Origin of the sequence: Treponema sp. OMZ 799 (assembly GCF_024181365.1) — a bacterium.
In the GTDB taxonomy this organism is placed as follows: Bacteria; Spirochaetota; Spirochaetia; order Treponematales; family Treponemataceae; genus Treponema_B.
Map to the genome: position 1 here is coordinate 2647229 of NZ_CP051301.1, position 22481 is coordinate 2669709.

General features: G+C 39.6%; 18 protein-coding genes. 9 read left to right on the plus strand and 9 right to left on the minus strand.

What is annotated here, in order from left to right; genetic code table 11:
- Nucleotide 1 precedes the first annotated feature (1 nt).
- Entirely contained in the window at nucleotides 2–1192 is a 1191-nt protein-coding gene (locus E4O04_RS12200) for a THUMP domain-containing class I SAM-dependent RNA methyltransferase (protein ID WP_253708314.1), read from the plus strand.
- Nucleotides 1193–1288: 96 nt separating this feature from the next.
- Here E4O04_RS12200 and E4O04_RS12205 read toward each other — a convergent pair whose 3' ends face one another.
- Entirely contained in the window at nucleotides 1289–2149 is an 861-nt protein-coding gene (locus tag E4O04_RS12205; protein WP_253686967.1) for a sigma-70 family RNA polymerase sigma factor, read from the minus strand.
- Nucleotides 2150–2488: 339 nt separating this feature from the next.
- Here E4O04_RS12205 and E4O04_RS12210 point away from each other — a divergent pair, with 339 nt between their 5' ends.
- The gene (locus E4O04_RS12210; RefSeq protein ID WP_253686966.1) at nucleotides 2489–2755 is read left to right on the plus strand and encodes a co-chaperone GroES; all 267 of its coding nucleotides are present in this window, start codon (nucleotides 2489–2491) and stop codon (nucleotides 2753–2755) included.
- Between the two features lie 95 nt (nucleotides 2756–2850).
- Here the strand turns inward: E4O04_RS12210 and E4O04_RS12215 are convergent, their stop codons facing one another.
- The 4 genes from E4O04_RS12215 to E4O04_RS12230 all read right to left on the minus strand — a co-directional run bounded on the left by E4O04_RS12215 (nucleotide 2851) and on the right by E4O04_RS12230 (nucleotide 7109).
- Nucleotides 2851–3453, minus strand: a complete 603-nt coding sequence (locus tag E4O04_RS12215) for a hypothetical protein (RefSeq protein WP_253708315.1) — start codon at nucleotides 3451–3453, stop codon at nucleotides 2851–2853.
- A complete protein-coding gene (locus E4O04_RS12220) occupies nucleotides 3443–4060 on the minus strand; it encodes a hypothetical protein (protein ID WP_253686964.1) in 618 nt (205 codons plus the stop codon). The genes E4O04_RS12215 and E4O04_RS12220 overlap by 11 nt, the downstream gene beginning before the upstream one ends.
- A gap of 20 nt (nucleotides 4061–4080) precedes the next feature.
- Nucleotides 4081–5838: a S1C family serine protease gene (locus tag E4O04_RS12225; RefSeq protein WP_253708316.1), complete on the minus strand. Its 1758-nt coding sequence runs from the start codon at nucleotides 5836–5838 to the stop codon at nucleotides 4081–4083.
- 77 nt (nucleotides 5839–5915) lie between these two features.
- The gene (locus E4O04_RS12230) at nucleotides 5916–7109 is read right to left on the minus strand and encodes an acetate/propionate family kinase (RefSeq protein WP_253708319.1); all 1194 of its coding nucleotides are present in this window, start codon (nucleotides 7107–7109) and stop codon (nucleotides 5916–5918) included.
- A gap of 151 nt (nucleotides 7110–7260) precedes the next feature.
- Here E4O04_RS12230 and E4O04_RS12235 point away from each other — a divergent pair, with 151 nt between their 5' ends.
- The 7 genes from E4O04_RS12235 to E4O04_RS12265 all read left to right on the plus strand — a co-directional run bounded on the left by E4O04_RS12235 (nucleotide 7261) and on the right by E4O04_RS12265 (nucleotide 16132).
- Nucleotides 7261–10071 (plus strand): CHASE2 domain-containing protein, encoded by a 2811-nt coding sequence (locus E4O04_RS12235; protein ID WP_253708320.1) that lies wholly within the window; start codon nucleotides 7261–7263, stop codon nucleotides 10069–10071.
- Between the two features lie 27 nt (nucleotides 10072–10098).
- A complete protein-coding gene (locus E4O04_RS12240; protein WP_253686960.1) occupies nucleotides 10099–11445 on the plus strand; it encodes an MATE family efflux transporter in 1347 nt (448 codons plus the stop codon).
- 75 nt (nucleotides 11446–11520) lie between these two features.
- Entirely contained in the window at nucleotides 11521–12366 is an 846-nt protein-coding gene (locus E4O04_RS12245) for a YitT family protein (protein WP_253686959.1), read from the plus strand.
- A 76-nt stretch (nucleotides 12367–12442) separates the two neighbouring features.
- Nucleotides 12443–13459 (plus strand): ornithine carbamoyltransferase, encoded by a 1017-nt coding sequence (argF, locus tag E4O04_RS12250; RefSeq protein WP_253686958.1) that lies wholly within the window; start codon nucleotides 12443–12445, stop codon nucleotides 13457–13459.
- 203 nt (nucleotides 13460–13662) lie between these two features.
- Nucleotides 13663–14433, plus strand: a complete 771-nt coding sequence (gene phnC / locus E4O04_RS12255) for a phosphonate ABC transporter ATP-binding protein (protein ID WP_253686957.1) — start codon at nucleotides 13663–13665, stop codon at nucleotides 14431–14433.
- Nucleotides 14430–15299 (plus strand): ABC transporter permease subunit, encoded by an 870-nt coding sequence (locus tag E4O04_RS12260; RefSeq protein WP_253686956.1) that lies wholly within the window; start codon nucleotides 14430–14432, stop codon nucleotides 15297–15299. Before phnC ends, E4O04_RS12260 begins: the two co-directional genes overlap by 4 nt.
- On the plus strand, nucleotides 15296–16132 hold the full coding sequence (locus tag E4O04_RS12265) for a PhnE/PtxC family ABC transporter permease (protein ID WP_253686955.1): 837 nt from the start codon (nucleotides 15296–15298) through the stop codon (nucleotides 16130–16132). The genes E4O04_RS12260 and E4O04_RS12265 overlap by 4 nt, the downstream gene beginning before the upstream one ends.
- A 91-nt stretch (nucleotides 16133–16223) precedes the next feature.
- Here E4O04_RS12265 and pepT read toward each other — a convergent pair whose 3' ends face one another.
- From pepT to E4O04_RS12285, 4 genes are all read right to left on the minus strand, one after another.
- Nucleotides 16224–17429 (minus strand): peptidase T, encoded by a 1206-nt coding sequence (gene pepT, locus E4O04_RS12270; RefSeq protein WP_253708322.1) that lies wholly within the window; start codon nucleotides 17427–17429, stop codon nucleotides 16224–16226.
- A 57-nt stretch (nucleotides 17430–17486) separates the two neighbouring features.
- On the minus strand, nucleotides 17487–19094 hold the full coding sequence (locus E4O04_RS12275) for an ATP-binding protein (protein ID WP_253708324.1): 1608 nt from the start codon (nucleotides 19092–19094) through the stop codon (nucleotides 17487–17489).
- An 85-nt stretch (nucleotides 19095–19179) separates the two neighbouring features.
- Nucleotides 19180–21168, minus strand: a complete 1989-nt coding sequence (locus tag E4O04_RS12280) for an ATP-dependent helicase (protein WP_253708325.1) — start codon at nucleotides 21166–21168, stop codon at nucleotides 19180–19182.
- Between the two features lie 93 nt (nucleotides 21169–21261).
- Nucleotides 21262–22026 (minus strand): hypothetical protein, encoded by a 765-nt coding sequence (locus tag E4O04_RS12285; protein WP_253708327.1) that lies wholly within the window; start codon nucleotides 22024–22026, stop codon nucleotides 21262–21264.
- Between the last annotated feature and the right edge of the window lie 455 nt (nucleotides 22027–22481).

A 22481-nucleotide genomic window follows, 5' to 3' on the forward strand; every position in this document is an offset into this window, starting at 1 on the left:
TATGAATGATTTTATTGCTTTATGCGCCGTAGGTGCAGAACCTGTTCTTACGAGGGAATTAAAAATCTTAGGTTTTAAGCCCTATAATAGATTACCCGGAAGGGTGTTTTTTACGTCGGAAGAAAAGGATCCTCTTTTAGCCTTTTTTAAGGCTAATTATTTTTTACGCACGGCAGACAGGGTTTTTATGCTCATAAATACCGCAAAGGCCGAAAATTTTGACGACCTCTTTGATTTGGTCTTTTTGATAGACTGGCATAATTATTTTCCGAGTGATGCCCGCATAACCATCGATAAGGTGCGTACCTATAAATCCAAACTTTCTTCGGAACATGCAGTTCAATCCATCGTGCATAAGGCAGTCTGCGACAAGCTTTGCAAAAAATGGAATATGCACTCCCTTCCCGAAACGGGAACCCGTTTTATGATTCGAATATATATAGAAAGCAACAATGTCTATGTCTGCCTGGACTTATCGGGAGAACCTCTTTACAGGAGGGGCTACCGTCTAAGCGGAGGAGCAGCCCCCATGAGGGAAACCTTGGCTGCGGTTTTAATACGGCTCATGCAATGGAAAAGAAAAATTCCTCTCCACGATGCCTTTTGCGGCTCAGGCACCATCCCGATTGAAGCGGCTTGGTATGCCTATAATATTCCGCCGGGGATCGCCCGTCACTTTGCCTTTGAAAACTTTATCTGTTTTGAAAAAGAAAAAATAGAATCCGTTTTAAAAGAAGAAAAAGAAAAAGCAGCCTCGCAGGTGCGCACCGACTGCCTTGCAAGGATAACCGGCTCGGATATTTCGGAAGAAGCCGTTTCTCTTTCAAAGGCCAATGCCGAAAGGGCCTGTATAATAGCAGGCAGGGAACTTCATGCGGCCGGCATCACCCATCACATAGAACGCCCCGATTTTATTCAATCGGACTTTTCTGAACTGGAAGCCCCATACGAAAGCGGCATCCTTTTGTCCAATCCGCCCTACGGTGAAAGGCTCGGAAGCGAGGAAGAAGCCTTTGAGCTTTACAAGAGGATGGCAGAAATCCCCCGGCACTTCCCTGATTGGAAGCTGGGCTTTATCACAAGCAAAAAAGAATTTGAAAAAATATTTTGTAAGCAAAATAAGGATGCAGTCTTAAAAAAACACGGCCTCCGCGGCGGCAACATGGAAACCGTTTTGTACATTATGGAGTAAATCGAAGGTTTAGCTTACAAAAAAGGGCTGCCTTCCGGCAGCCCCGCATCATATGGAACAGATTTTTATGTAAACCGTTTAAGCAACGTAAATCGTTTACGCAACGTAAACGGCAAGTTTTTGTTTTTCGGCAGGCTTTTTAAGCTGTTGCAAGGCCTTCTTTTCAATCTGGCGGATTCTTTCTTTTGTAAGATTAAAGATAAGCCCTACCTCTTTTAATGAAAGAGGAGCATAACCTCCAAGCCCAAAACGATAGCGGATTATCTCCGCTTCCCTTTCATCAAGGTTTTTAAGCAGCTCGTCTACCTCATCTCTAAGGCTCATGTCCATCGCATACTCTTCAGGCATCTGATGAGTTTCATCCTGTAAAAAGTCGTTTATACTGGAGCTTCCGGGTTCATCAAAAACGGGAGCATCAATCGAAATAGGATCGCGGGCGGCATTCATAATCGTATGAACCATAGAGTTGTTCATATTTAAGATGCCTGCAATTTCATTGAGTTCCTGAGCTTCGTTTCCGGCAAAGTCGATTTCCTTTTTTGCCTTTTCGATTTGAACAAGCTCATTTGCCCTGTTCAAGGGAAGGCGTATCATTCTTGATTTTTCGCAAATAGCCTTTAAGATAGACTGTTTAATCCACCAAACAGCGTAAGAAATAAATTTATAGCCCTTCGAGACATCAAATCTTTCAGCGGCATTCATCAAACCTATGTTTCCCTCACTGATAAGATCCATAAGAGGAAGGCCCTGATTTTGATATTTTTTTGCTACATTTACCACAAAACGCAAGTTTGAATTTACCAGCATATTTTTGGCATATTCATCTCCCTTTTCGGCAAGTTTAGCATATTTTATTTCTTCTTCCGCAGTTAAAAGCGGGATCTGATTTATTTCTTTTAAATAAGTAGCCAACGAATTCTTTTCTGCGTCATAATTGTTTTTTGTCCTGTTATACATAACTTAACTCCTTGTATAAAATCGGGAAGCTTTTTCGGCCTCCGATATATACAAGCAAAAATCATGCTAAGACAAAAATATGCTAAAAAAAATACTTTTAACTTAGAAAAAAAAGGGGTTAATTCCATAAGTTTATAATGAATATATACTTACAGAATTTAATATCTGAGACCGAAAATAATCAAAACCTATTGCCTTTTTGGCTTTTTTTTCTTATATTTTATGGTATTCGGGATAGATGTACTGAAATGACACAACCCGAAATAAAACACAAAAAAGAGTGCCAAAAAGGCACAAAACAGGTTTTTGTGTTCTTTTAATTTTTCAGGAGGTCTTTTGATGAAAGTTAAACCCTTAGGAGACAGAGTTTTAGTAAAACCGGATGCCGTAGAAACAAAAACAGCCGGAGGAATCATCATTCCGGATACAGCTCAAGAAAAAACACAAAGAGGTGTTGTTGCAGCTGTAGGAGACGACAAAGAAAAGATTAAGGTTTCAGTCGGACAAAAAGTTATTCACGACAAATATGCCGGAACTCAAATTCAAATCGACGGTGTAGATCATTTGATTTTAAAATCAAATGATTTGGTTGCTGTTGTAGAATAAGGTTTAGCGTTTTTATCTGACAGATAAAAGCTTATTAAAAAAAGGCGGGTCTTGTTTAAAGCCCCGCCTTTTTTCGTTTTCAGTTTAAAAGAGTTTTATTTTTTCTCTATTGGAATCAATGGAAGTCTTTCAAGCTCAGCATCTTTTCCATATACTGTCTTCAATGCCTTAGCAGCAGCATCAAAATTATCGATTTTTTTGACATCAGTTATATCATAAAACGGAAGAGAACATTTGCAGACAAAATCTCCGATGTAAACGTATTTTACACCTTCAGGGACTTCAAGTCTTCCATTTAAAGGGATAGTTATTCTAAGAGCTTCAGCACCTGCAAAATGGTATTGTAAAGACTCAACATTGATATACCTTTGACCATAAGCAAAAGGCAGCTTTATCATAGCAAATTCAATTTTTTTAGCATCTTCGTCAATCAAACCTAAAATAGGAGTCCTACGGTTTGAAGCTTTAATAGTTATTTTATCCTTTGCATTTCGCGAGTCCTTTGTTTCCAACCTAGAATCAACAGCATACACATAATTTGAAAAGAAATCCGTATTAGGCTCAGGCTTAATTTTTAGCGCAAAAACAATAACAACTTCACTTTTTGCAGGAGGCTTTGGCGGCTTTTTATCGGCTGCAAATACTGTAATATTCACAAATGCAATAAGAAATAATAAAAGGTACTTTCTATTTTTCATTTTCAATCTCCTTTATTCTTTTGTCAATAAAAGCTTCCCACTTAGTATTTTTAAACTTACTCTTCATTTTATTCAAACATTTTAACTCGTACTTGGATTGTTCTTCACGCGGGTAAAGAGAAAGAGAGGCTGTAGAACCGCTAATTATGAAGTCATAAGCCCCGATAAACTGTAACCCGGTTTTCTTGGTAATAAATGTTATATTACCTGCTCTACCCAGACCGGGTGTGAAATTTGTGGTGGTTTTAGTAAACCAGTTACTATAATTCATTTCCAAAAGCTGAAAACTCAAACCTTTATCCATTGGAGGAAAAGCAAAAACTCCGCCTCCAAAAGATTTAGGCAAAAGCAACATAGGCTCTTTTGAAGTATCCATCTGAGCATATGTATGGAAGCCTCCCACATTCAAGTAACCGTATACAAGGCATTCCTTATCTGAATTTACCAAATCTTTTAATTTAACCTGTTCACCGTTGATACCGGCTTCTCCTTCAGTCACACCCTTGCCTCCTAAAGCCAAAAAAAGGCATGAATTAAGGAGCACCATTAAGCCTATACAGCATATAAGCGATGCGGCAATCTTGATAGAATTCTTTTTCAATTCCATAATTAATCTCCTAATATTTATTATATACGCACCGAAATACTTGCGCGAATTCCTATATTTGTTTCTTTTATTTCTTTAATATATGACCTGACAAGGCACTCAATACCGAATGATACGGCTGTAAAACTTACCGGTACAACCTCGATTCCTCCGCCATATTGAAGAAATGGCTCAAAGGGAGGTACAAATATACCCCCGCCTACGAAGGCTTGAGGAGCGATATATAGTGTATCCTTAATATTAAGGGGCAGCTGAAGCCGTAATTCCGGTCCCATTCCGAAACCGATTTTAGGCGGCTTACTAAAAGAAAAATCGGGCAGAATTCTAGGTTTATCGATAATTCCTGAGAAACCTATTTCTAAATATTTAAAGCTATAAAGATACCCTAAGGAGAATCCTGATGTCCAGCCGGTATCCTTTTTTAAACCTGTATAGGCTGCGTATATTCTCATTTTTGTCGGAATCTCTTCGATAGAAATAAAAGAACCGCCGGTACTTTGCTTTTCTTCTTTGGCCTTTTTACCGGTTTTTTCAGAAGGCTTTGCTTCAGGTGCTTCGTTTAAATTAGAGTCTTCAATTTGCCAAAAGTTGAGGTTATTTTTCCAAACGGTAAAAAATTTTGATTTTGCAGCCTCATCATAAAGCACAAACTCATAATTTTTACCGGTCTTTTTTAATCCGGCAATATCAATTTCGTTTTGAGGGTTGTATGAATTGTCCTCGGGATTTATAGAACTATATATTTCATAAGCAAGGGCTGTTCTGATTCCGTTTATTGGGTTTCCAAGTATTGAAGCAGCCAGAATCTCGGTTCTAAAAAGTTTAGGAGCTTTTCGCAAGGCTGTCTTATAGGCATCCAATCCCTCATTTATGGCATAGTCCTCAGAAACATACATTGCAATTTTTCGAAGCCGTTTTAGAATTTCTTCATTTTTTTGCTCTTCTTTATCAATCTTAAAATTTTTACAAGCTTGTGCAAATTCATCTAAAGCTGTTTTTAAATTGTTTTCTGCTAGTTCTCTTCCGCCAGAAACTCTTGCATTGATGAAATTTTTAATTGATGTTGCAGGAATTGCAAAATTGGTAGATTGCCTAAAAACGGCCTTGGCAGAATTTATGCCTATAATCTCATATCCGCTAGGGGAATTTGGAGATTTTATTAAAAGGGGCCCCCCGGAATTTCCGGAATCGATAGGGGCCGAATGCTGAATAAAAAAGGATTTTTTAGGATCAACAGCATTACTAAGCCTTGCCTTTGAATTGGTAACAGTTCCTTTTCCAAGCTGCCAAAGCGGTTTTCCTCCAAGCCCCGGATAACCTGCGGACCAGACATCAGCTCCATCGGAAGGAAGTTTAGCCGCAAAATTTAAAAAAGATTTTACTCTTTTATCGTTAACCTCGGCTATTGCAAGATCCAACTCTTCATCTATTGCTACCACAGGACAATTTTCGATTTTAATCTTTGCACCGTCAATATTTTCAACTTCAAGGGAAAGAGAAGAAGCATAGGCTGCAACATGGTAGTTTGTTAATACATAGGTTTTCTTATTTTGCCCCTGAATAAAGAATCCCGAACCGAAAACACCGTCTTTAGCATTTTCAAAAAGTTCAGCAATATTCGCATAACCGGCCTTTGCAAGCTCATCGGCAGCATCATTCATAAATTGTAAAGTTTTTTCATCATAATTTGGCCTTACAATACATACCACATCCCTTATATCGGCAAAAATAGTTAGGGTCAACAAAAAAAAGGCGATACATATAATTTTGTTTTTCATATAAACCTCCAAAATAAAACAGACTATCGGATAACATCTATAGTCTGTTTTGGTTAAGCTTTATTTTTATTTAATTTTTATTTTACTAAGCTCATTGTGTCCTTAGCAATCATAAGCTCTTCATTTGTAGGAATTATAAGCACCTTAACCTTTGATGAGGCCTTGCTTGCATCGGTGAGTTTTCCCCTTACCTTGTTCTTTTCGGAATCAAGTTCAACGCCGAGGAATTCCAAACCGTGACAGATTTTTTCTCGAAGCTCGATAGAGTTTTCACCTATACCGGCTGTAAATACTAAGGCATCTACTCCGCCGAGCTGAGCTGCATAGGAAGCTATGTATTTTCTAACCCTGTTGCAGAAGACGTCCAAAGCGAGCTGAGCTCTCTTGTTTCCCTGAGAGGCGGCAGCTTCAATATCCCTGAAGTCGCTGCTTACACCGGAAATACCCAAAACGCCGGATTTTTTGTTTAAAACATTGCTCATGTCATCGGCTGAGAGTTTTTCCTTGTTCATAATAAAGGGAAGAATGGCAGGGTCGAGGTCTCCGGAGCGGGTTCCCATTGCTAAACCTTCAAGGGGGGTAAGGCCCATGGAGGTATCTACACATTTTCCGCCCTTGATAGCGGCCAAGCTGGAGCCGTTTCCTAAGTGGCAGGTAATTACCTTAAAATCCGGTGAGGTGTTTTTAAGGGTTTCGGCAGCTTTTTCCGAAACAAAGCGGTGTGATGTTCCGTGGAAGCCGTAGCGGCGTATCTTGTATTTTTCGTAATACTCGTAGGGAAGAGCATAGATATAATTTTCGGCAGGCATTGTCTGATGAAAAGCAGTATCAAAAACACCAACCATAGGCGTATCAGGCATAAGAGCCTTACAGGCTTCAATTCCCATAATATTTGCAGGGTTGTGCAAAGGAGCAAGGTCGATACAAGCTTTGATACCGGCCATTACCCTGTCGTCTAAAAGAACGGACTTATTGAATTCTTCTCCGCCGTGAACTACCCTGTGGCCTACAGCAGTAATCTCATCCATAGATTTTACTACACCATGATTTTTATCGATGAGGGCATCCAAAACAAGCTGAATAGCCTTTTTGTGGTCATCCATTTTTTCTTCAATTAAAACGGCATCCATTCCTTTTTTTTCGTGCTTAATACGTGAACCTTCAATCCCAATTCTTTCGACAAGGCCTTTTACCAAAACATCTTCGTTAGTCATATCGATTAGCTGATACTTTAAAGAAGAGCTTCCGCAGTTGATAACCAATATCTTCATTATATATCTCCTTAAAAATGAAAAGTAATATTATTGAATATAATACCTCAAAATATAATAAAAGTCTATCGATACAAAGGCTTGTTTTTTAATAATTTTTACATTATAATGGAATTTATAATCCTCAATTGATAAAGCATTAGGAGAAATTATGGTCGAAAAAGAAACGAGTAAATCGGCATTTGCAGTTTTTTTGCAAAATAATCTTAATTTTATAATAGCAATAATTGTGTTTTTAATTTTTACGGCCTTCAGCTTTATTAAATTAGGAAGAAACATAGAAAATCAGGTCTACGATGCAATGTTAAGACTTAAACCTGAAATCAAAGAAAAGAGCGAAATTCTTCTTTTAAATGTCGACGACTTTTCTATAGAACAAGTCGGCTCATGGCCTTGGTCGAGGGATGTCTTAGCCGATGTTTTAATCCGCTTAAAGGAGGCCGGCGGTAAGGCTGCCGTTTTCGATATTGAGTACCTGTCCGCAGGAAGGACGGGTGCAAACAACACCTATGTAGAGCATGAATTACCGAAACAATATGCAGCCGTCCGTCAGGAATTCGGAGAATATATAAAAGATTTTTCGGATGCAGTAGCAACCAAAAACATTCCGCTTTCGGAAGTAAAAACGATAGGACAGGATATGTCCGAATATTTTGAATCAAGAATTGATGAGCTTTCCGACTCAATTAAACATAATGTGTTTCGAGATAATGACGCCTATATGGGAGCTGCAACAGGATTTTTCGAAAACGCTTTTTTAACCATAAACGCAGTAAATATAAACATAAGCGGCGAAACAAAGGAGCTAAAAGACTTTGCCTATAACAATTTCTTGTTTACCAATATCGAAGATGAAGCAGGTCTTTTAAAAAAAGAAACATTGGCAAACCGCAGGGCAGCAAATGAAGAGTACGGAATGGCTCCGGCCATTATGCCGATACTCAAACATGCAAGAGGAGCCGGATTTCCGAACGTGGTTATAGACGAAGACGGTGTACGCCGCCGCATTTCGCTTTTAACGGAATATGAAGGCAAGTACATAGGCCAGCTGGTTTTCACACCTATACTTCACATCCTTGAACCGGAAAAAATTATCCGGTCGGGCAGGAAACTCATTTTAAAAAATGCAAAAGACCCGTCGGATTTGGAAAAAAGAAAGGATCTTATAATCCCTCTTGATGAGGATGGAAACCTTTTAATCAACTGGCTAAAAAAACGCTTTGCCGATACCGACAACCCCGAAAACGGCAGTTTTAAAAGTCTATCGGTTTATGCCCTTACCTATGCCGACATAATGGAAAAGAATTTAGTTTCACTTTTGGAAGCCATAAAAAATTTGCAAATCAGAACATCGGAGGGCTATCTTTCTTATCACAGTGCGGTTAGTTCTCTGGAAGATGAATATGCAAGGCTTGGGGAGTGGAAAAAAGAGCTTCTCAATAAATCCAAACAAAATTTTAAAGAATACTTCGCAGCGCGTAATTCCTTTTTTGATCACTACAGCAAATTTTTAAGCGGAGACTTCGATAAAGAAATACACGGTCTTTTTGCAAAAATAAAAGAACAGAGCGGATCAAACCAATATGACGATATAGATGCCTATGTTGCAGAGCTCTTTAAAAATGCAAAAGAAGAATATAAAAACTATTCGGAACACATAAACTATATAAACGGCTTTTGCAACAATGCCTTTGCAATTATAGGTTACAGCGGTGTAGGAACCTCCGATTTAGGTGTTAACCCCTTTTGGAAGTCCTATCCCAATGTAGGTACCCATGCCAATATTTATAATACTATTATGAATGAGGATTTTATAACTCCGATTCCGAAATGGGTTTCAATAATCCTTGCTTTTGTAATAGCAATATTTACGGCCTTTATGCTAAAGAAAATAGAAAGAGGTTTTGTAAAAGTTATTTTAGGAATAGTTTTATTGAGCCTAACTCTTTCCTTAGGAATCCTTTTATTTGTATTCGGAAAGATATACTTACAGCTCTTTCTTCCGGTTATAACGGTAGTTGTAAGCTTTATAGTCATTCTATTACTTAACTTTATTTTTAGCGAAAAAGAAAAGGGGTTTTTAAGAAAGGCTTTCGGTGTTTATCTTTCGGACGATGTTGTAAACGAAATTATTTCCGACCCCGACAAACTCACTCTTGGCGGAGAACAAAAAAGAATTACGGCTCTGTTCACCGACATAAAATCCTTCTCTACCCTTTCGGAAAAAATTACGCCTGAGCATTTAGTTTCGGTTTTAAACGTTTACCTCACACAAATGAGCGATTTAATTCTACATGAAAAAGGCACAATAGATAAATACATTGGAGATGCCATCGTAGCCTTTTTTGGAGCGCCGACAGACTTACCGGATCATGCTTACAGGGCTTGCCTTGCCGCAATCAGGATGAAGCAGGCAGAAAAAGAACTCAATAAGCAGCTTTATGACGCAGGAGACATTCCCATGCCCATCTTTACGCGCATAGGAATAAACACCGGAGAAATGGTTGTAGGAAACATGGGCACCGAAAAAAAGATGAACTACACGATTATGGGAAATGACGTAAACCTTGCAGCCCGTCTTGAAGGTGTAAACAAAAAATACGGCACATGGATATTGGCATCCGAATCTACATGGAACGAAACTAATGATGCTTTCTTAGGCCGCCGCCTCGACCGCGTAAGGGTTGTAGGTATCAATACTCCGGTTCAGCTTTACAATGTTATGGCAGTAAAATCGGAGGCCCCTGCCGAAATGGTAAGGCTCGTAGGCATATTTGAAAATGCGATCGACTTTTACCGGCAAAGGGAATATCAAAAAGCCCTTAACCTTTTTAACAAGTGTTTGGAAGTTGCCCCGGATGATGAGCCTTCAAAGATGTATGTTGAAAGAATGAATATGCTTCTTGCAGATACTGAAACGGCCTCAACTCACAGCGATATCGTAAACATGACAACAAAATAAACCTCTTAGTTTATAAGGACACAAATTATGAAAAACTTAACTCAAGGAAATGAGCTAAAGCAAATAACGCTTTTTTCCTTACCGATGCTTTTAGGCAATATCTTTCAGCAATTATATAATGTGGTTGACAGCATTGTAGTAGGAAAAAACATAGGCGACCATGCCCTTGCCGCCGTAGGAATCTCCTTCCCGGTATGGTTTATTTTTATATCCCTTGTCATAGGCTTTACCATGGCCTGCAATATTTTAATAGCCCAATTTGTAGGAGCAAAAAAATATGAAGAAATAGACAGGGTAATTCAAACAAGTATATTGATCTTGTTTTGGGCAGGTCTTATAGTTACGGTCATAGGAATCTTTTTTGCGCCCTATATTTTAAAGATGATGAACACTCCCTCGGATGTCTTTGAAGAAGCCCTTATTTATCTAAGGCTCATCTTTAGCGGAATGATTTTTTTGTTTATATACAATGCCTTCAATTCAATGCTGAGAGGTTTCGGTGACTCGATGACACCTCTTTATGCCCTGATAATTTCTACCATAATAAACATAGGCCTTGACTGTTTATTTGTCATAGCATTTAAATGGGGAATTGCAGGAGCTGCAATAGCAACAGTGATAGCCCAATTTGTTTCATGCCTTTGGCTCATCCTGTATTCGAGAAAAAAATATGAGGCTTTTAGACTCAACTTTTTTAAGTTAAGGTTCGATAAGCTTATCTGTGTACAGTCCGTCAAAATGGGCTTCCCCTCAGGGATTCAGCAAGCCTTGGTCGGAGGAGGCTTTATGGCCCTCCTTTCGATTGTAAACACCTTCGGCACACAGACGGCAGCAGCTTATTCGGCCGCAGGAAAACTTGACGGTTTTATCGTTATGCCGGCCCTAAATATCGGTGTTGCCCTTTCATCATTTACGGGGCAAAACATAGGAGCCGGAAAATTGGACAGGGTAAAAAGGGGCTTACATGCTTCATTACTCTTAGGTCTCGGAATTACGGTTACGGCTACTACTGCAATAGTTATTTTCGGCAAAAGCGTTATGCATCTTTTTGTAAACAATCCCGAAGTAATCGCATTGGGAGCCCGATACCTGATAATAGTCGCCCCTGCATATTTTTTTAATACGATAACCTTTACCTTGAATGGAGTTGTACGCGGAGCGGGAGAAACGGTTTTCCCGATGATTTCGACCCTGATGGCTATGTGGGTGTTTAGGGTACCGGCAGCAGCTCTTCTTTCAAAATACTTAGGCTCGGACGGAATTTGGTTGGCAGTTTCTATCGGTTCGGCTGCAGGCTGTCTTTTAACCTTCATTTACTATTGTTCGGGAAAATGGAAAAAAAAGGCAGCCAAGATTCTTGATGCAAAAAAATAAGCGGATGATTTGACTTGGCGGATTTTCAATTTTAAATAACAACTATAGATTAATTTTTATTTTAAAGGAAAAAAGATGAAAGAAAAATTATTAAGTTTTTTTTACATTGTTTGCGGAGTTTTGATGATAGCATCAGGCATTCATTTCTTTTTGCTGCCTTCAAAACTGTCTTTGGGCGGAGCAACCGGTATGGCCTTGGTATTGTCAAAATACCTGCCGCTTTCTACAGGGGCACTGCTTGTCGTGGTAAACATTTTTTTGTTTGCCTTGGGCTTTTTAATCATCGGAAACAAATTCGGTCTTAAAACGGTTTGTGCAAGCCTCGGACTTTCAGGAGCCGTATGGCTTTTGGAAATTTTAGTTCCCCTGCAAGGACCGATTGTAAACGATAAATTTTTACAGCTGATAATCGCCGTTATCCTTTACGGCGGCGGCGTAGGTATAGTTTTGAATCAATATGCATCTACCGGAGGAAGCGATATTTTTGCAATGATCTTTCAAAAATATTTCGGCCTCGATTTGGGGAAGGGCTGCTTACTTACGGACTTCACCATCACCGTCTTTGCAGGTTTTGCCTACGGAACCGAAATAGCCTTGTTCTCTCTTGTAGGAGTTATCATAAACGGGCTTGTTATAGATTCGACAATTGACGGCCTTAATGTAAGTAAATACTGTATAATAAACACCGATAAACCCGATGATCTTTGCCGGTTTATGGTAGAACTCGGCCGCTCGGCAAATGTCTACAAGGCAACCGGTGCCTACACAAAGGCAGAGCGCTCCGTTATTCAAACCGTTATGAGCCGCCGGGACTTTGTAAAACTAAAGAGCTATCTAGCCCAAAATGATCCTAAAGCCTTTATGGTTGTAACCAATGCCCATTCCGTATTCGGTTGGCATTGGAGAAGAATAGGAGAATAAAAAAGGTACTGGATTATTTTTGCAAAAGCTGATATATTATTCTCATTCATCAATAGCATCTTAAGGAGTTAAAACTATGCTTAAAGAAATTCGCGGAAAGAGCGCAAAGAACTTGCGCGGAAGAAGCTTTCTAAAATTGTTGGATTTTACTACAGACGAAATCCGCTATTTACTCAACCTTTCAAAAAATTTTAAAGACATGAAAAGGGCAGGAATTCCTCACAGATACCTCGAAGGAAAAAACATCGTTCTTCTTTTTGAAAAAACCTCCACAAGAACACGCTGCTCTTTTGAAGTTGCAGGTTATGACTTAGGGATGGGCGTTACCTACCTTGACCCCAATTCCTCACAGATGGGACACAAAGAATCTATCGAAGACACAGCCCGCGTTTTGGGAAGAATGTATGACGGTATCGAGTACAGAGGTTTCAGCCAAGAGCTTGTAGAAACCTTGGCCGAGTATTCAGGCGTCCCCGTATGGAACGGCTTGACCGACCTTTTCCACCCCACTCAAATGCTTGCAGACCTTCTTACAATCGAAGAAAACTTCGGATATTTGAAGGGGCTAAAATTCACATACATGGGAGATGCCAGAAACAACGTAGCCAACTCCCTCATGATAGCCTGCGTAAAGATGGGAATGCACTTTACTGCATGTTCACCCAAACACCTCTTCCCCACCGAAGACTTGGTAGCTGAAGCAAAGAAGATCGCTGCCGAAACAGGCGGAAGCGTAACCCTCACAGAAAACGTAAATGAGGGAACAAAGGGTGCCCATGTTCTTTATACCGACATTTGGGTATCTATGGGTGAACCCGACAGCGTATGGGAAGAGCGCATTAAGCTTTTAAAGCCCTATCAGGTAAACAAGGCCGCTATGGACAATGCAGACAAGGATGCAATCTTCTTACACTGCCTCCCCTCTTTCCACGACCTAAAGACAACAAAAGGTCAGGAGATTCACAAAAAATTCGGTCTTCCCGAAATGGAAGTAACAAACGAGGTTTTCGAATCTCATAAATCGGTTGTTTTTGACGAAGCCGAAAACCGCATGCATACAATCAAAGCCGTTATGTATGCCACAATGTGCTAATCTCTTAAACTTTATTTACGATGTTTTTCATAAGCCGTTAAAAATCAACAACCCCGACGCAGAGCATCAGGGTATTAAACCCTCCGCACGAATAAAGGCTTATGAAAAACTCGAAGGTTAGCCATAAAAATTTTGACGGCTAACCTGAGACTCTTTCTAAAAAACTTAGGAAGAGTCTTTAATTTTTTTTGGAGGTCAGCCTTGTGATTCTTGAACTTAAAAATATTTCAAAAACTTATCCTTCAGGACGAAGAGCCTTGCAAAGCATTTCTTTTAAAATAGAAGAAGGAGAAATTGCCGCAATAATAGGGCTCTCCGGCGCCGGAAAATCCACGATGCTGCGATGTATAAACCGCTTGGTTGAGCCGGATGAGGGGGAAGTGATTTTTTTGGGAGAAAAAATAAACAGACTCAAAGGAAAAACATTAAGACAATACCGCTCAAAGATAGGAATGATTTTTCAAAACTATAATCTGGTCGAGAGGCTTAATGCCGTCGAAAACGTCCTCCACGGCTGCCTCGGTTCAATTCCGTCCTACCGCGGAGCCTTAGGCCTTTATACCGAAGAAGAAAAAGAAAGAGCCTTTGCCCTTTTAAAGACGGTGGGCATGGAAGACTTTGCCTTTCAAAGATGCAGCGAATTAAGCGGCGGCCAAAAGCAAAGGATAGGCATTGCAAGGGCCCTAATGCAAAACCCGAAACTTTTATTATGCGATGAACCCATAGCCTCCCTCGATCCCCAGTCTGCAGAAATAGTTTTAAACTATATTAAAGAATTTGCAGTAACAAAAAAAATAGCCTGCCTTATAAGTCTTCACCAAATGGAGGCCGCAAAAAAATATGCGGATAGAATAATAGCCTTCAATAGCGGCAAAATAGTTTTTGACGGAAGGCCTGATTCCTTAAATGACGAAATCCTCCATAAAGAAATTTTTACAAATTCTTCTACATGCAGCGGAGAAAAGACTTTATGAAGTTCGATTTAAAAATTCACGCAGAAGAAAAAAGGCATAGAAGGCATTATCATAAAAAAACGGCCTCATACTCTTGGGAAAAAAAGCAGATATTTTTTGCAAGAAAAAAACTAAAAGCAATTTGTATTCTTTTAAGCCTTATTTTAATTTATTACTTTGCGGCGAATATAACGGGCTTTAAAGACCTTAGAGCAATTTTTAAATTTCCGCTTGCGATAGGTTGGCTTATAAAAAACTTTATCCCCGACAGTGAAAGTTTAAAACACACTCCGGTTATAATAAAGACCTTGGGCGAAACCTGCGTGATAGCAGCCTCGGCAACTACGGCAGCGGCCTTTTTTGCAATTGTACTTGCCCTCCTCGGTTCCGAAACCACAGGCATAAATAAACCCTTTAAAATAGGCCTTACCTTGGCAGCTTCTTTTTTAAGAAACATTCCGCTTGTTGCATGGGCCATGCTTTTATTGTTTTCGTTTAAACAAAATAACTTTACCGGCTTTTTAGCCCTCTTTATAATTACCTTCGGGCATCTTGTAAGGGCTTTTAAGGAGATGATAGATGAAACAAGCGAGGAGTCTTTTACAGCCCTGCGTGCTGCAGGCGTTCCGTATTTTCCTGCCCTCTTTAATTCAGTCTTCCCAAGCATAGCACCCGGCCTTGTTTCATGGCTCCTATATACGATCGAAACAAATGTGAGGGACTCGGCCCTCATAGGGATTCTAACCGGAACGGGAATCGGTTTTTTATTTAATCTTTATTTTAAAAGTTTCAGGTATAACAGCGCAGGCCTTATTATTTTTAGCCTGATAATCGTAGTTTTATTCATCGACATTCTTTCAAATAAAATAAGGCGGATTCTTCTATGATTGAACAAGCAAAAAAAATCAGACAGACAAACAAAAAAATAAAGATAAAAAAATTCTCAAAACAAAGGCTTTTAATTTTACTTGTGCTCACCTTTTTATCCTGCCTTACAATCATAACCTTATTTAAAATCGAAAAGCCGGACTACGGAATTCAAAAAGCCTTTTTACAATTTACGGAATATTCAAAAGATTTATTTATTTACCCAAAGCTCTCGCAAAAATATTCTTATGCGGAAATCTTTTTTTCTCTTTTGGTAAGTTTAAGCCTTGCCCTTTTAACTACAGTATTCGGAATTGTGCTTGCCTTCTTTTTAGGAATAGCCGCCTCGGAAAATCTTTCAAACAAGTATCTTGTAAAAATCGTAAGAACCGCAATGTCCCTTATCCGCTCGGTGCCGACCATTATTTGGGTTTTAATTTTTTCGGTAACCGCAAACATCGGAGCGGAAGCCGCCGTCCTCGGTATGAGCTTTCACAGCACGGCCTACCTCGTAAAAGGTTTTTCGGAAAGCTTTGACGGCATAGACAAAAAAACTATCGAAGCCTTAAAAGCCTGCGGGGCAAGCTACATCGAAATTATAAGTCAGGCAGTTCTCCCTGCTTCAATAAACAATTTAATTTCGTGGAGCTTTTTTAGGTTTGAGATTAACTTCGGGAACGCTGTTGCCGTGGGTGCTGCTGCAGGAGCCGGAGGAATAGGTTACGAACTTTTTATGGCAGGCTCCTTAAACTTTAATATGAGTGAGGTCGGCTTTATATCCTATCTTATTTTCGGCACGGCAATTATTTTGGAAGTTACTTCGACCAGGATAAGAAACAAGATCAGGCATTAGGCCTTTAAATTTAACGGGACAGGAAAAATCAAAAAGATTTTTTTCTCCTGACCCGCTAAACATTTTCGTTAAAACTTTTAAGCTAAAAGAACTACTTGGCGTTGTTCTCTGCAATTTTTACAACAAGCTCAATTCCCTTTTCGATCGATTTTGTCGGGATGAGCTCGAAGCGGCCGTGAAAATTATAGCCGCCTGCAAAAAGGTTAGGACAGGGAAGCCCCATAAAAGAAAGGCGGGCTCCGTCTGTTCCTCCCCTTATCGGAACTATATGGGATTCGATACCTACATCGGCCATCGATTTTTTTGCAAGCTCGATTATTTCCATGTGAAGCTCGATTTTTTCTTTCATGTTGTAATAGGAATCTTTCATCTCCATCTTGATTATGTTGCCGTATTTTTTATTTAAAAAATCGACGGCAGCCTTCATCAGCTCTTTTTTATGAAGGAAGCTTTCCATAAAGTGATCGCGGATAATGTAGGACATCTTTGTAAAATCGACGCAGCCTTCGATAGAGGTTAAATGAATAAAACCCTCATAGCCTTCGGTGTATTCCGGCTTTTGCTCTTCGGGAAGCATGTTCTCCAATTCACGCGCTGCAGAAAGAGAGTTAATCATCGTGTTCTTTGCAGAACCGGGATGCACATTCTTTCCCTGAATCTCAATCTTAACGCTTGCAGCATTAAAGTTTTCGTATTCAAGCTCACCCAAGGGGCCGCCGTCTACAGTGTAAGCAAAGTCCGCTCCGAATTTTTTTACATCAAAGAGGTCGGCTCCTCTTCCTATTTCTTCATCGGGGGTAAAGCCGATTTTTATTTCGCCGTGTTTAATTTCGGGATGAGCCAAAAGATATTCTATAGCCCCCATGATAATCGTGATGCCCGCCTTATCGTCGGCACCCAAAAGAGTTGTTCCATCGGTTGTGATAATCTCCTGTCCTTCAAGCTCTTTTAAGAAGGGAAAATCTTTGACAGTCATTGTGTACTCATCGTTGAGTTTAATATCCCCGCCCTTATATACAAAGACCTTAGGATTGACACATTTTCCGTCCAAGTCGGGAGCCGTATCCATGTGGGCGATAAAGCCGATTGCGGGAACCTTTTTATCGGTGTTTGCAGGGAGGGACGAATAAACATAGCCGTGCTTGTCCTGCTCGGCCTTTAAGCCCATATCGGTCAACTCCTTTACAAGATATTTTCCAAGTTCAAGCTGCCCGGGAGTGCTGGGACAACATTCATTTTCTTCGTTGGACTTGGTGTCCATCGAAATATATTTTTTAAATCTTTCAAGATAGTGCATAGAGCCTCCATAAAAGTGTTAAGTTTTTACGAGAAAGAGCCTAACACTTTTGAGGGCTTATGTAAAGGGGGAGACGGCCCAATCCTTGATAGTTCTCTTTTCTTCATCAAAGCTTGAACCCACGGCTATTATCTTTTTACCGCTTCCTGAATATTTATCGGCATAGCCTTTCTCTTTGATTTGCTGTAGAGCATCTTCAGCTGTTCCGTTTGATGCAAGCTTAAACTCGAAGATATAGACCTTGTCTTTAAATTCAATAACACAGTCGGCTCTGCCTGTTGCACAATGAACTTCAGTTTGCACAAATTGGTTCATAAGAGCGAAGACAAGATAAACAGCCGTTTGATAGTTTTGCTCACGTAGGGCAAGATCTTTTTCCGTTAAGTTATCGTACGGAATACCCGAAATTATTCCCCTCATCTTTTGCATAAAACCTTCTACATCTCCGGCCTCGATTTGTTCATAAAATTCCCAAATAGAAAGCCCGGTTTTATCGGTTCTTATCGGGGTATAGGCAGGCAGTAAATTATCCAAAAATCCGTAGCGCACTTCTTCATTCGGAAAACCTAAACGGTAAAGACGAGAAAAATCATTATAGTCTTTAATCGTAAGATAGCCCGCTTGGAAGAGTATGGGCAAGGGATTGAGAGCTTCTGCCCTATAAGTTTCCAAACCGGCCTCGTTCATTTTTACATTTCCGTCAAGGTCGGGAATATTATAATAGGCCTTTTTTAAATATTCCACCAAAAAAGTAGGAGTTCCCGTTGCAAACCAATAATCCCGCATTTTTCCGTCAGCAAAAACATTTAACAAGCTAAAAGGATTATACATATTTTTTCCGTCTTCAGAAAATTTATAGCCGTCATATCTTTGCTTTAATTTTGTAAGAGTTTCCTCATAGCTCAAGTCATTTTTTTCTGCGAGGGCTTCAATTTCAGGGAGGAAGCCTGCTTCAAGTTCTTCTTGGGAAATGCCACATATAGCAGAATAATCGGACAAGAGGCTTAAATCCCGCAGATTGTTTAAATCGCTGAATATGCTTACCTTACTGAACTTTGTAACTCCCGTTAAAAAGGCAAAGCGGACATATTGATCGGAACTTTTAATAACGCCGTAAAAGCCTTTAAGTATTGTGCGGTAGGTTTCGTTTAGGGTTTCATCCTTCCACATTGTTTGAAGGAGAGGTTTATCGTATTCATCTATGAGAACGGCAACCTGCTTACCCGTTTTTTCATAGGCCCGGCGGATAAGGCCTGCAAAGCGGCTTGAAAAAGCGGTTTCGGACTTTTCTGTTCCATATTCTTTTTCCCATAAAGAAAGGTTTACATTTAAAAGCTCTTCCAAGTCCTCCCTTGTTTCGTATTTTGAAAGATTAAAGTCAAGGCAGAACACTGGATACTTCTGCCATATTTCTCTTTTTTCCTTTTCACCCTCTTCAAGCTTTTCGATAGCCAAGCCCTTAAATAGTTCTTTTTGACCGAGGAAATAGGCCTTTAATGTGGAAAGAAGGAGACTTTTCCCGAAGCGGCGCGGACGGCTTAAAAAATGAACACGGCTTGCATTTATTAATTTCCAAACAAGCTCCGTTTTGTCTATGTAGACAAAATTTTCTTTTCTTATAACTTCAAAACTTTGAACGCCGATAGGCATTTTGCGTGTACTCATAAATACAGTATAACAGAAAAATACAAAGTTGGCAATAAAACTATACTCTCAGAAACTTCCTCACAAGAAAATAAACTAACCTTCCCTACATCGAAAACTTTTTTTTCATTTGGCTGAAGATATCGGCGATGCGTTCTTCTTCGGCTTGGGCATCGGGCTCGTGGTATTCGACGAGGTCGGCAGGAATTTCATCCAAAAAGGGAGAGGGAGCGCATTCGGCGATTCCTCCCTGTTTCCGTCTTTGCCTGCAGCTTGTGATAAAAAGTTTTTGTTGGGCTCTGGTGATGGCCACATAGAAAAGGCGGCGCTCCTCTTCGACATCTCCGTCATTTTCTTCAACACTCCGCGCATGGGGAATAAGGCCGTCCTCGGCACCCGCAATAAAAACCACAGGAAACTCCAAGCCCTTTGAAGAATGAATGGTCATAATGTTTACCTCACCCTTATCTTCTTCAGTATCATCGCGGGTTAAAAGGGTAATGCGGTTAAGATAATCGTAAAGGCTTGCGTCCCAATTGTCGGGATTGTTTTCCCAATCGTCCATCGAGTGCAAAAAACTTTCGATATTCATCATTTTAAATTGAGCAGCCTTTTCGCTTTTTTGGTATTCGGCAATAAGGTATTCGTTATAGGCGATGTCGTCCAAAAGTTTTCTAACCTTTTGAGCAAGGCCCTTCCCCGAAAGAAGCTGAGTACGGTGTGCACTTATAAGCTCGGCAAATTCTTTTAAGTCCTCGATGCTCTTTCCCCTCATGTCCTCAGGAGGATTTTCAAGGAGGAGGCGGATTGCACTCCGCATCGAGCAGGCGTTTTCGGTTGCAAGGGCCGAAAGGGTTTCGAGAGTTTTTTTGCCTATACCCCGCCTCGGCGTGTTTATAATGCGCAAGAGGTTTACATCATCGTCAGGGTTTGCAACCACACGCAGATAGCTTATAAGGTCTTTTATTTCCTTACGCTGAAAAAAGCTCGTTCCTCCCGACATTCTATAAGGAATGTTTACTTCCAAAAAGGATTCTTCCAAGGGGCGGCTCAAACTGTTGGCTCTGATTAAAACTCCGAAGTCGGAATATTTAAAGCCTTCCCTTTGCTTTAAGCTTAAAATCATGTCCGAAATAAAGTCGGCTTCAGCAGCTTCGTTTTCGGGAATAAAAATTTCGATGGGCCGGCCCGAATCTTTTTCCGACCAAAGAGCCTTAACCTTGCGGTTTACGTTATGAGAAATTACCCCGTTTGCGGCGGCCAAGATTGTGCCCGTGGAGCGGTAGTTTTGCTCAAGTTTTATTTCAACCATTTCGGGGAAGTCTTTTTCAAAGGTGCGGATATTTTCAAAGCTCGCCCCCCTCCACGAATAAATAGATTGATCGTCATCTCCTACCACGCAGATATTTTTGTCGGCGATTAGCTTCATAAAATTATATTGTTGTGTACTTGTGTCCTGAAATTCGTCAACCATTATATATTGGTATCTTTCGCGGTATTCCGCCAAGACCTCGGGGTGCTCTTTAAATATTTTTATGGGGAGCATTATAAGGTCGTCAAAGTCTACGGCATTGTAAAGTTTAAGCCCTTCCTGATATTCTTTATAAAGAGCCTTGTAAGAATCGTGCTCGTTTGTCCAATCCTTTCTTCCCATTTTGATGTTTGAAAAAAGAATACCTACCTTGTAAACATCCAAGGCATCCGCCGAAAATTTAAGCTCCCTTCCGCATTCTTTAATCAGCTGATTGCGGTCGGTTTCGTCATAAATACTGAAGTTGCTCCTCCAGCCTATTTTGTCGATATGGGCACGCAGGACCTTGACTCCAAAGGCGTGAAAGGTGCTCACGGTCAGGTTTTGAAGTTTTTTACCTGTGAGTTCCTTTACCCGATCCGCCATTTCCTTAGCAGCCTTGTTGGTAAAGGTGAGGGCCAAAATCTGAGACTGAGGAATTCCCTTGTCGAGCATGTGGGCAATTCTAAAAGTGATAACGCGTGTTTTCCCCGAACCGGCTCCCGCAATTATAAGCACGGGCCCGTTAATTGTCGTAACGGCTTTAAACTGTTCGGGATTAAGACCTTCAGTAAATTCATTCATAGGAGGAGTGAGTATATCAAAAAAAGATGGATTTTGCAAGGATATGTTCTAGTTTCTGTTATAATGATTATTGACATAAATTATTTACAGAACTCATTTTTTCTTAGAAAAATTTAAAAAAAAGCACATTGATCCGAAACGATAAATTTTCAATCGTGATCCTTCAGCATTATCATTCCGCTGCCAGCGTTCTTTACCTCCCCACTGAACCCGGTTTCTTTCAAAATATAAACTCATCGAGTCTTTTGGCTGTGTTGATACCATCTCGGCTATATCTTCCTTTCCTTCTTTAAGAGAAAGCCCCGGACCTTCAGAATACATTTCCATTATTTTTTGTGTATACGCAAAAGCTCCGTCTGCTACATCTTTTTCTTCTATCAGTTTTAGATCCTTGTCATTATGATAAGTGTGCAGATCCTTAAGAGAGTTTCCACTGTATATGATCTCAAAGGACTGCCGTTGCTTTAATTCTTTTTGTTCTTCTTTTGTAAGTTTAAATGGCGGATATTCAGCTTTAACCTTATAAAGATAATAAACTAATTCTGAAGATTCATTTTGAACGACAATAAAGTATTCTTTTTTATAGTTTTGTACAAAGCTATAAAAACTCAGATGCGGCAGCGTATAATTATATAAAATATAACATTCCTCATCATTCTTAATTATATTACTATACCAACAAGCCTTCCATTTTAAAGAGCTTTTAATAGTCTTGTGAATCTCTTCATGTGAAGGAATATAGGTAACTCCCGGTGCTATTTTGGGATTATTGGGAGAAAACAATACGATATTGTAAATAAGACCTTCTTTTAAAATTTTTTTAAGATTTTGATTTGTTCCTTCCGGTTTTAATTCCATAAATTACTCTTCTCTTAGTGATAATATATCACTTTTAAGATTGAAAAGTCTAAAAAAAAGTTTAAAAAATCTTTGTGTGATTAATGATGAGTATTTATTATCCATTTTTCAACTTTTGTGATGCGATTGCCCCAAATTCAAGACTTGACAAATTTGACTGTATATGCTAGTCTTGTGCCTATGGTAAAATTAATTTTAAATGGCTTGCACTTTAATTTTTCTCACACCTCAAATTTAACGGATAAAGGTATTAGGAAAATGTTAGCCTAGGTTTACCCCCCCCCTCCTCCCCATTTTCTCTATTAGTTCTAATATCTCTATACTTAGATTACAAAATTCAAAATAAATTTTATTCTTATTTTAAACTTTTAAAAATTTCCTTTTATATTATAATTTTCTCATTTTTTGGTTTTTACAAGGTCTCTGTATTTTTTGCATGGTTTTTCTCAAAAGAT